Consider the following 12,066-nt stretch of genomic DNA (forward strand, 5'->3'; position numbering starts at 1 on the left):
CGTTAACGAGAATTTAGATTTGGGATACGTATAACTTGTGCAAACAATAATCGAAATCTTTTTTAAAAAACGTGCTTCTTAAATACGGGCTGCTCCGACAATGTCATTGGTTAACTTACTAAACTGATCCTTGGCTTGTGCGGCTAATTTGTCCATTTCACCTATAAGCTTACTCTTCAGTCTGTGCGATTCTGTCATCCAATCACCCTCTATCGCTTTGATACTATACAATAGCCACTTTTGCTGAAGTTAAAACATAAATAGTAAAAAATGATACATTTGGGATATGTCGATATAAGCATGCATGGAAAATCGAGCCAATTTTAACGATCAAAAGTAATCGATTTTAAAGGAATATCGCCATAAAAATATCATCTACATACTCGCCGTTAATGATAAATTCGTTGTGAAGCTGGCCTTCTTTTTTAAAACCATGTTTCGTATAGAAGTTAATTGCTTTTTCATTGGTTGAGAGGACACGAAGCGATACTTTTTCTTTGCCCTCTGCTTTGGCGATACGGAATAATTCTTCCATTAGCGCTGAGCCGACGCCGTGTTTTTGGAAATCTGGATGTACGGCGATATCTAGATCCAGCACATGTTGATTACTTTTTAGCGGGATGGGCGAGTGGTAACCGAGAATCCCCGCAACTTTTCCATCAATTTCCGCGACGACCTTAGAACCGGGCGGATTTTTTAATATATATTCGGCTTCATTGCTAAAATGAATCTCGCCAGGCGTCGTTCCAGAAGTCCACGTAAGGTGTTCCAGTTCAATCATATCGGCGGCATCTTTTTTTGTTGATTTTCTAATTATCATGGTAAAACCTCTTTTCTAATCACGTTTAGCATATTTTAAGGATGTTTTCCAAGTTTTGAACAGGCCATCGTTGGTGTAAAGAAGCACGTTGCCACGATAAAGCTTAATCGCTAGCCAGAATGCAAGGGCGTTGGTCAGGATAAGAATACCGAGCGAGATGAAAATACCAGTGGCATCAACGGCTAGCAAGTCCATTCGCGCAAGCATCATCATCGGCGAGAATGTAGGAACGTAGGAACCGATCACGACAAGCATGTTGGTTGGTGCATTAGCAGCTGCGATCGAGCCCCAGTAACCGATAATCGCAAGCATCGTCATTGGATACATGAACTGCGATACGGTCTCGACATTTGGTGCCATCGAACCGATAATGGCTGATAGGAGAATGTAGAGAAGCAGGCCAAGCACGACGAATAGGATGTTTAAAATTAGATAATACGTCGGGAATTGCGCGAGTTGATCGAGTACGCCTTGGATAACTTCGGTGTTTTTACCTACAATCATGACAGCAGCGATACATAGCCCGTAAAAGGCGATCTGGGTCAGCAACATAAGCAAAATCGCGGTCAGCTTGGCCATTAAGTGCGTCGTTGAGGAAACGCTGGATAAAATGATTTCCATGATCCGCGTCCCTTTTTCATTTGCAATTTCAGCGGCTACAATGCTGGCGTAACTCATCACGAAAATGAAGATGACAAGTGTTAGCATTAGGATTGCGGCGCTCATCGCTTCTTTTTGGCTGTTCGTTAACTGGTCATTGGAAAGCAATTCGTTTTTAATTGGAATCGGTGTAGTTAGGCTAGCAAGTTGTTTCTCCGTGATATTGTATTCTTTGATTTTCTGTTGGAGTGTGACGCTAGTAATATCGTTTTGCAGCGCTGTAATTAAGGCGTTTCCAGCGGTTTCTTGCGATGTGTAAACGGCTTTGACTTCATCGCCGAGTGGTGTGATCGTAACGAAACCTTTAATATCTCCATCTGTGAGCGCTTTTTTAGCAGCTTTTTCCGTTTTTATTTTTTTATCGACTTTGAAATTAGCTTTATCGGCGGCAATAACAGCTGAAAAAGCGGGATTTTCGGAAAGAACAGCGATTTTTGTTGCTTCATCGCCACCGCCGAAATAATCGACTATTTTAGGAAGTGCGAAAATGAGTGCACCGATCAATAAGGGAAGTAACAGCGAGATCAGAAATGATTTGGTTTTGACACGGCGTTTGTATACTTGCGACGTTATGACCCAGAACTTACTCATTTACCTCACCTGCTTTCCATTTGAAAATTTCTTCGAGAGTTGGCGGTTCTAGGCTAAACATGGGAATGAAGCCGTCTTTTGTAACGAAATCAAATACGGTATTCGCGTCGGACTCGTCTGCGAGATGAACAATACGAATGCCTTTGTGATTCTCAACTTGCGTCACACCTTGGAGGGCCTCGATGGCTTCGGTTGGTTGTGGCGCGTCAAGCATGATTCGCTTACGGCCAAAACTGTTTTTTACTTCCTCTGATTTACCGCGTAATACCGTTTTTCCTTGTTTTAGCATCACGAGTGAATCGCATAATTCATCCACATTTTCCATCCTATGGCTGGAGAAAATAATCGTAGCGCCGTCTGCTTTAAGGTCAAAAACGAACTTCTTCAAGATCTCAGCGTTGACTGGATCAAGGCCACTGAATGGCTCATCCAGAATAACGAGTTTCGGACGGTGAATAATCGTGCTGATTAGTTGAATTTTCTGTTGATTCCCTTTGGATAGCGTTTTAACAAGGTCGGTCTTTTTCCCAACGATCTCAGCGCGGTCCATCCAAAGATCGATTTCTGGCTTGATTTTAGTGCGAGAATAGCCCTTTAACTCAGCGAAAAAGGTAATTTGGTCTTCAATCGTGACATTTGGATAAAGGCCGCGCTCTTCTGGAAGATAGCCAATGATATCGGTATTTATTTTCGTGATATCTTGATTATCCCAAAGAATTTCCCCACTGTTGGGGCGTAAAAAATTAAGAATAAGGCGGAAAGTTGTTGTTTTTCCAGCGCCGTTTTGGCCGATTAAGCCGAGAATTTCCCCTTGATTAATTTCGAAATGTAGATCGTCGACAGCGGTTTTCGCGCCGAATTGTTTGGATACATTGTTAACTTGTAACATCTGTGTATCATCTCCCTTTTTTTGGTTTAAAGTAGTTCATCTTCTTGATGTGTTTTAGCGTCTAAATAGGCGTCAAGCATCTGCCAATCGCGTGATGTTGGATTCGTATTCCAGACAAGTTGCGGAATCTCACTACGAGGAAGTGGTAGATCGGTAATGATAAAATCAGCTTGCGGATGCCCACCGCCGACAATAATGAGTTGCTGCACTGAATAGCGTGAGCGAATTGTCTTCTTCACAAGATCCTCCCATAAAAATCCGTTTTGCGAGAAAATTTTAGCGGTTAAAGTAGGAGGTCGATTGGTGCGTTCTATCGCAGTTTGGATACTAATTCCGATACGATACATCAAAACATCCTGATTTTCATGTAGATAAGCATACATCGGTTCTTTGGAGAACTTATGAAAGATAGCCGCAATTTCCCGTTCTAAATCAGGGGATAAAACATGTTCTTCCGTGATTAAAAAACGTTCTTGTGCCAAGAAAAGCGGACATTCCACGGCATGAAACATGGCGAATGTATCGATGAGGCTCACTAGTAGGTCATTTGCGTCCCAGCCGGTCTGAGGTAGAACATTAAAGATAGATTCTACGAGCTGGTATGTAACGGGTGTTGTTTCCTTACAAACCTTGATTCGATAAGCCTTAGACTCCTCGCTTGTATACGATTTGGAGCAAAAGAAAATACAGGAAATGATGAAGATTGATTCCGCTTCAGAAATCTGAATTTGCAGTTCATCGGCAAGCATTTTGAAACTACTTACAAGATCGTTCTTGGCATTAAAAATTTCCCATGTCTTAGTTGTCCGTTCTCCGCGAATATCAATTGGATAGCCTCGTTTGATTCGTGTTAAGGAAAGCCCAATCCACGCGGCATATTGAATTTTAGCAGCTGGTGAGAAATATATATCCAATTTTCTCATAATATCCTCAATAAAGCTATCAATGATTTCAAAACGAATATCAATAAAGAAAAGATCGCGTGCTGGATAAGCATTAAAAAAGAGATCATAGTATAAAAAACGGATTTGTGATTCCTTCCCAATGAGATGTAGTGGCTTATTCTCGAGCTTCAAATGGATGGATTCCAAATAGCGATCAACAGGTGCTAGCTTGCGATAGATGGTAGCTGGGCTAACGAAATTTTCTTTACACCACGCGGCAAGTGAAAGCTCTTTTTCATCATAAATATCGTAACATAGTCGGAATAAATAGGTTTCGGAAAAGAAAGCAGAAAACAAGTGAATAAAATTTTCATCGAGTGGTTTTTCAAGACAGATACCCTCGATTGTATTGACGAGGTGCCATTTGTCTGGCAATGCAAGATCTAGATTTTTAATATCACGCGCAAGTGTTTTTTTAGAGCAATTCACGCGCTCACAAATTTCTTGACGATCCCAGATTTTATAATCAGATAACAGGACTTTAATAATGAGCAATTGCCGTTCCTTATCTTTTTCTAAAATACCGTTCATGATGCATTCATCCTTTCTTGAGTTATAAAACTTCTTATTTTTGCCGTTGCCCAAAGTCAAGTTTGAGACATATCGCCCTTTTTTAGTTGGCGCATATCGTTTACAATGAGTGAGAGAACAATATGAGATAAAGCAGGTAATAATGATGATATTAAACAATGAACGAGTCGCAGATGAGATATACGCAGCTATTAAGGCCGATGTTCTTTGCCAGAAATACAAAATAGGCGACACGATTGAGGTGCAAAATTTGGCAGCTGAATTTGGTGTGTCGAGTAATATCGCCGAGCAAGCGCTCATATTGTTGTGTCAAAGAGGACTGCTGAACGAGATTTCAACGAATATGTATTGTGTGAAGGAAACGCATGGTCAAGAGTTTTATTATTCGGGTAGATTTCAGATCATGTTTTTAAACATGGAGTATATTATCCAGAAGCTAAAAGAGATGAACGTTCCAATTTCGAAAAAAACGCTTAAACAGTCGCTAGAAAGTATGAAGATGGGACTTGAAAATGGTGATTATAAGTCCTATGTAGTTTCGTGTGAGCAGTTTTATTTGGAACTTTGCAAGCAGGCGAAAATGCGTATTTTAGGTAAAAGTTTAAAAGCGATTAATAATCAGTTGACAGAATTTGATAATATATTTGGTAAGAAGTTTTTATTGACTTCAGCCCAATGTACAGTAGAGGCTGTGGGACTTCTTTTAATGGCGTTAGAAGATCGAGATTATGATCGGGCAACCGATGTGATCCAGCAATTGTATCAATATTATATTTCGTTATTAATAGATTAGTCCACTCCACTCCTTCTTATAGTAGCGCTTTCTGTGGGATAATGCCATTATAATATCGCGATTTGTGGGATTTTTTTTGATATAGTAAATAGTTGTACAAAAATAGCCCTTGGTGTAGATAAGACTACATGAAGGGCTATTTTTTGTGGTTTATTTACTGATAAGAAGTACGCGCGAATTAAAGAGTACACGATCTTCATCTGCTAATTGTTGTAAATGTGTAGTTAGCGTACTAAGACTAACACCAGCGTAGTTCGCAATCATTTTCCTTGAAAAATATCTTGGTAGCTCGATCATATCTTGGTCATCTGCTTTTGGATTGTAACGTGTCGCTAATGTGTGGATAAACGCTGCAATCATATTTTTCGTATCTAAAGTTGCTTGTGTTTGCTTCTTTTCTAAACGGCGTTGAATCGTCTGTAACATATGGTAATGCTGTAATTGAATCTCTGAATTCTGCGCGATTTTGTTAAATACATCACTCTGTGCAAATCTCCAAACCGTCACTTCGTCTGTCAAAGCTTTTCCAAATAGTTGGCTAGAGTACACATTGTAATCCAGTAAATCCCCTTCGCCAGCAAAATCGATCGCTACATTTGTATTGGAGAAAATACCAGCAACACCAGCTACAATCACAAAGATATAAGGCGTGTTGTTCGTTGCCGTTAATTCGATTTTGTCATTCTTTTTTAAGTCCAATCTTTCCTTGGCGATATCTGATTCGATTAAAGAAGTAAGGAACTTCCCAGCTTGTATCTTTGTATCTAAAGTTAATGTATTTGTTTTCATAGTATCTCCTCCTACAATTTTTTATGGCGTTTCGTTAACTGCCTCTATAACCATTAAACCACGAATACCGAAATTGAGGAATTCATTATTGTCATCGAAATGGACAGAAATGAATGATCAAAGCAGAATTAAAAAAATAAAGTTCAAAAATTCGACACAAATTGTGGCAAAACGTGCAAAATTGTAAAAAGGGTGCTTGTTTTTTAGCTGTTATGATGTTTATAGGAGGTCGCTATGATGAAAATCATGTAAAACCTATCCCTGATAAACTTACCTAATAGTTATTACTATCGGAAACTAAGAAGTTTGTTAGAGGCTAACTAAAAAATAGTAGGTAGTTATTTGATTGAGTATTTAGAAAAATATGTGATTTTCAGGGAGACAAAAACCAAAAAGAAAGAAGGAAACTAAAACACATGAAAAACATGAAAATGAGAAAAGTAATTAGTACACTGGCCATTGCTTCTATGTTAGGAACAACGGTATTAACACCATTAAATGTATTATCGACAAAAGGATACGCTGTACAGAAGGAAGTTACTGTATCACCTTATTTTGAGTTAAGCAATCCGAATTTAATGACAACATCAATTGAACGAGTATCAACAGCTACGTCGGCGAAACTGAAAAATTGGACCACTGGAACGCAAACATCAAACTTGGCCGCAGATACTTATGTATTCACAGAAAGTAGTGGTAGCGTATCAAGTACAGTTGCACCAACGAAGCGACTAAGTAGTACTGGAGAAGGCAATTTATCGGTATATAGTGCATCAGGTAACTTTATGATAGCACAGAAAATACCTACAGAAATTGGTAAGGAATATACAGTGTCGACAAACTTTTCGCAAGCCACAGCAACAGCAACTAGTCATTTTTGGCTAGGAATCATTACACCTGCTAATGTTGCGGAAGATATTAAAATTTCAACAGGAAGTGGAGTTGCTTCACATACGTTCGTTGCAACAGAAACTACATCACGTATTATGATTCAGTTAGTTTCACCACTAAATGTAGTTAAAACATTAAATCTAACTGACTTCACTACAGGTAAATCGGACAATCAATTAGCAAAAGAAGCAGTAGCGACCTTAATTAGTACAGATGGTAAAATAAAACCAAACGTAACAGATGCTTGGGTTGCTGATGTTCAAAAACAAATTAATTTAGTAGAGAACGCAACACAAAAAGCAGCATTACAAGCACAATTAGATGAAGCGAAAAGTGAATTGGCAGCGCGTGACGCAGCCATAGCCGCAGAAACGGCGCGTCAAGAAGATGCAGAAGCTGAGTTAAAGGCTCTATTTAATAATAATGATGTATCGGGCACTATTAAAACAGAAACAGATGCTAAAGCCATTGCAGGTGCGCAACAACGTATCGATGCTGTAACAGATGCAACGAAAAAAGTAGCATTACAAGCACAACTAGACGAAGCTAAAAATCAATTAGCAGCCCGTGAAACAGCGGTAGCAGAAGAAACAGCGCGTCAAGAAGCAGCAACAGCTGAAGTGAAGGCATTATTCAACAATAATGATGTAACCGGAACAATCAAAACGGTAACAGACGCCAAAGCCATTGCAGATGCACAAGCACTCATTAATGGTGTGGCAGATACAGCGAAAAAAGCAACATTACAAGCGCAACTAGACGAAGCGAAAAGTCAATTGGCAGCGCGTGACGCAGCTATAGCCGCAGAAACAGCGCGTCAAGAAACAGCAGAAACTGAAATCAAAGCACTTTTCAACAATAATGATATAACAGGTACAATCAAAACGACAACAGATGCTGGAGCAATTACGGGTGCGCAACAGCGTATCGACGTGGTGACAGATGCAGCGAAAAAAGCGGAATTACAAGCACAACTAGACGAAGCGAAACGCCAACTAGAAGATCGTGACGGTGAAGCAGCTGTAGAACGCGCACGTCAAGAAGCAGCGGCAACAGAAATCAAAGTGCTTTTCAACAATAATGATGTGACTGGAACGATCAAAACCGTAACGAATGCGCAAGCAATTGCAGATGCACAACAACGTGTCGATGCCGTGACAGATAAAGCGAAAAAAGCGGAATTACAAGGTCAATTAGATGAAGCGAAAGCGCAATTGGCAGCACGCGAGGCAGAAAAAGCACGACAAGATGCAGCCGCAACGGAAGTCAAATCGCTATTCAACAACAATGACGTAACTGGAACGATCAAAGCGACGACAGACAATCAAACAATTGCGAGCGTACAACAACGTGTGGATGCTGTGACAGATACAGCGAAAAAAGCAGAATTACAAGCGAATATCACCGAAGCAAAACGTCAATTAGCAGCTCGTGAAGCAGCCGCAACAGAAACAGCCGCAGAACAAGCCCGTCAAGAAGCGGCAGCGACAGACATTAAAGCGCTTTTCAACAACAATGATGTAACTGGAACAATCAAAGCAACAACAGATGAGAAAGCGATTGAAGATGCACAAAAACGCATCGATGCTGTGACAGATACAGCGAAAAAAGCAGAACTACAAGCACAACTAGACACAGCGAAACAACAATTGGCGGATCAAAAAGCTGCAGAACAAGCGGAAAATGCCCGTCAAGCTCTTGCTGAAACAGCAGTGAAAGACTTATTCAACAGCGGTAACGTAAATGGTACGATCAAACTTCTAACGGACGCAGCCGCAATTACAGCCGCAGAAGCATTGGTTAACGCCATCACGAATCCAGCGAAAAAAGCAGAATTACAAGCGAATATCGTAGAAGCAAAACGTCAATTAGCAGCGAATGAACTAGCCGCGTCAGAAGAAGTAGCGCGTCAAGAAGCAGCCGCAGCGAGCGTGAAAGAACTTTTCAACAATAATGATGTGACTGGAACGATCAAAACAACAACGAATGAAAAAGCCATTGCAGATGCTCAAAAATTAGTAGACGCAATCACGAATCCAACTGAAAAAGCAGCCGTTCAAGCACAATTGGATGAAGCGAAACGTCAATTAGCAGAGCAACAAGCAGCTATTGTGGCGGCAGAAAAAGCTCGTCAAGACGCAGCAACAAAAGCGATTGATGATCTATTCCGTAGTAGTGCACATTTAGCATTGAAAGATCCAACTATCCAAACAGATCTAGACAAAGCGAAAGAATTGCTTGATTTAGTAACCGATCCAGCAGTAAAACGCGCATTGGAAACAGAACTTGCGAAAGCTACCGATTTATTAGCAGATCGCGCAGCCGCAGAGAAAGCTGTTAACGATCTATTCACAACGACAGATCATACAGCAATCAAAACAACAACAACAACACAAACAACGATTAACCGTGCGGAAGCAGCCGTGAGTAAATTGCCAAATGGCGATTTAAGAGATGCTTTACTTGCAGAAATCGATAAAGCCCAAGCATTCTTAGACGAGGCAGCAGCATCTGCGGCAGAAGCAAGTGCCACGGTCACAATCAACAGCGGAAACCGTACCATCTTAACAACGGAAAGCGTACAATTAGATGCGATTACAGCCAGCAAACTAGGAACTACATGGACATCATCTAATCCCGAAATTGCAAGCATTGACGCGACAGGTAAAATAGTCGGTTTAAGCGCAGGTAAAACAGTCATCACCGCGACGCTTGCCAATGGTAAAAACAGTTCCATTGAAATCCGCGTTTACACATCCGTAGCCGAAGCAACAGCAGCCGTGAATAAATTATTCACAAATGACGCACATACTGCCACGGCAACAGATATTACACAACAAAAAATCAATAACGCGAAGAAATTAGTCAACGGTATCGAAGACGTTGTGACAAAACAAGCGTTACTCAAAGAAATTGAAAAAGCAGAACAAATGGTTGCGGACCAACTTGTAGCAGCAGAAAAAGCACGCCAAGATGCAGCAAGCGACGCAGTTAAAAACCTCGTAGACGCAACGAATAACATCAAACCAGCAACAGATGCAGCAGCGATTGCCGATGCACAAAAACTTGTAGATGCCGTGACAGATACAGCGAAGAAAGCAGAACTACAAGCACAACTAGATGACGTAGCGAAGCAATTGGCAGAACGAGAAGCAGCAGAAAAAGCAACACAAGCCGTACAAGCACTATTCGATGCGGATACAGTTATCAACAGCACGACAGACGAAGCCGCAATTGAAGCCGCACAAGCACTTGTAAACGAAGTAAAAGACGCAGCGAAAAAAGCAGAATTACAAACACAACTAGACGAAGCAGCGAAACAATTAATAGCACGTCAAGCATCCGAAGTAGCCACACAAACAGTTGAAGACCTATTCGGTTCCGATAACGTGATCAAACCAACCACAGATGAAGCAGCGATTGCAGCAGCACAAGAAGTGATCAACGCCCTAACAGACGAAACGAAAAAAGCAGAACTACAAACACAACTAGACGAAGCAGCGAAACAACTGACAGAACGTCAAGAAGCAGAGAAAGCTGAAGCAGAACGTTTAGTCGCTGAAAAAGCAACACAAGCTGTACAAGCATTATTCGATGCGAATGATGTCATCAATAGCACAACAGACGAAGCCTCAATTGCTGCAGCACAAGCACTCGTAAACGAAGTAAAAGATGAAGCGAAGAAGGCAGAATTACAAACACAACTAGACGAAGCAACGAAACAATTAGTAGCGCGCCAAGCATCTGATGCAGCTGCACAAACAGTTGAAGACCTATTCGGTTCCGATAATGCGATCAAACCAACAACAGACGAGGCAGCAATTGCAGCAGCACAAAAAGTGATCAACGCTTTAACAGATGAAGCGAAGAAAGCAGAATTACAAACACAACTAGACGAAGCCGCGAAACAATTGGCAGAACGTCAAGCAGCAGAGAAAGCCGAAGCAGAACGCTTAGCCGCTGATAAAGCAGTCAACGCGTTATTCCAAGGCAACAATCCAGCCAATGACATTGCAACAACATTGACACAAGATACAATCAAACAAGCGAAAGAATTGGTAGCTGCGGTAACAGATCCAGCAACGAAAGCAGCCCTAGAAGCAAGCATTGCCAAAGCACAAACACAACTAGATGCGATCATTCCAATCGTTGGACAAGCAACGAAGTATACACTTGGCGACTTTTACATCTCAGGCACATACACAGGAGCTGCAACAGGTATGAGTGTGGACGTTAATGGTAAACGTTACTACGGCGGAACAGTAGAAAATGGCGTATTGAAATTCTATGGTTTGGATAAAATCGCACAAGTAGGCGATGTAGTGACAGTCAACCTATACGACAGCAACAAACAAATCAAAACTTCATTCCCAGTACAAGTCGTAGAACCATTGAAAGTCACACTTGCTGATTACAAACTTGGTGAAAATTACATCCAAGCAACATACAATAACTCCGATGTAACAAGAATAGGCGTTGTTGTAGATGGCAAGAAATACTGGGGTGGAGATGTTGCGAATGGTAACATCAAATTCTACGCCCTAGACAAAATCAAATCCGCAGATTCTGTAGTTACTATGAATTACTACGATGCGAGTAACAATCTACTAGCATCGAAAGCGCTAAAAATTCAAGCAGCTTACGAAGGTGAGGTAACAACTGCAGACTTGAAACTAACAGATACAAACATCAAAGGTACATTCACAGGCGACATCAAACAAGTAGCAATCTCTGTGAACGGCAAAATGTACTATGGTGGGACGATCGCAGCAAACGGCATGTACAAATTCTACACACTCGACAAAAAAATCACAGCGACAGATGAAGTTATCGTTTACGGCTACAGCCCAGATAATAAGAAAATCGCCGAAAAAGTAGTAACTATCTCTGAATAAGTATTTTTAGAACGACAAAAAAGATCACAATTAGCTTAGCTTAATTGTGATCTTTTTAGTGCGCCCAGCATGCGCAAATGCTAGGTGGTGAAAGTCCACTACAGACTTGGCAGTAGGAACTGTTAGCTCAAGGCAAGGGTGTCCAACGCGTGCGTAGAATCTGAAGGAAGCCAGCGGCAAAATCCCGAGCTGACGAACAGAAATTGCATAGAAGGCTGTGCGAAGACGGATGAGATTGCCAAACAAATCAAAGTCCAATACTG

Annotated in this window: 7 protein-coding genes; 2 read left to right on the forward strand and 5 right to left on the reverse strand. The window is 41.1% G+C overall.

The genetic code is table 11. The annotated features are described in order from the left end of the window. Positions 1 to 346: 346 nt before the first annotated feature. From UE46_RS04550 to UE46_RS04565, 4 genes are read right to left on the reverse strand one after another with little or no spacing between them, the layout of a single operon-like run. A complete protein-coding gene (locus UE46_RS04550) occupies positions 347 to 820 on the reverse strand; it encodes a GNAT family N-acetyltransferase (RefSeq protein WP_036063306.1) in 474 nt (157 codons plus the stop codon). Positions 821 to 835: 15 nt separating this feature from the next. Continuing rightward, positions 836 to 2,071 carry an ABC transporter permease gene (locus tag UE46_RS04555; RefSeq protein ID WP_036063305.1) on the reverse strand — a complete coding sequence of 412 codons (1,236 nt, stop codon included), beginning with the start codon at positions 2,069 to 2,071 and terminating at the stop codon, positions 836 to 838. Then, entirely contained in the window at positions 2,064 to 2,960 is an 897-nt protein-coding gene (locus UE46_RS04560; RefSeq protein WP_036063303.1) for an ABC transporter ATP-binding protein, read from the reverse strand. Before UE46_RS04560 ends, UE46_RS04555 begins: the two co-directional genes overlap by 8 nt. Positions 2,961 to 2,986: 26 nt before the next feature. After that, complete coding sequence (locus tag UE46_RS04565; RefSeq protein WP_118907434.1) at positions 2,987 to 4,435, reverse strand: helix-turn-helix domain-containing protein; 1,449 nt, start codon at positions 4,433 to 4,435, stop codon at positions 2,987 to 2,989. A gap of 142 nt (positions 4,436 to 4,577) precedes the next feature. On the opposite strand from UE46_RS04565, the gene UE46_RS04570 reads away from it, so the two are divergent. Further along, positions 4,578 to 5,228, forward strand: coding sequence for a GntR family transcriptional regulator (locus UE46_RS04570; protein WP_077912612.1), 651 nt, complete (start codon positions 4,578 to 4,580; stop codon positions 5,226 to 5,228). Between the two features lie 150 nt (positions 5,229 to 5,378). Here UE46_RS04570 and UE46_RS04575 read toward each other — a convergent pair whose 3' ends face one another. Continuing rightward, complete coding sequence (locus UE46_RS04575) at positions 5,379 to 6,017, reverse strand: Crp/Fnr family transcriptional regulator (protein WP_036063296.1); 639 nt, start codon at positions 6,015 to 6,017, stop codon at positions 5,379 to 5,381. 431 nt (positions 6,018 to 6,448) lie between these two features. Here UE46_RS04575 and UE46_RS04580 point away from each other — a divergent pair, with 431 nt between their 5' ends. After that, positions 6,449 to 11,803, forward strand: coding sequence for a toxin Cry1Ac domain D-VI-related protein (locus UE46_RS04580; RefSeq protein WP_233230986.1), 5,355 nt, complete (start codon positions 6,449 to 6,451; stop codon positions 11,801 to 11,803). Positions 11,804 to 12,066 lie beyond the last annotated feature (263 nt).

The sequence above is a fragment of the Listeria weihenstephanensis genome (assembly GCF_003534205.1).
Classification (GTDB): Bacteria; Bacillota; Bacilli; order Lactobacillales; family Listeriaceae; genus Listeria_A; species Listeria_A weihenstephanensis.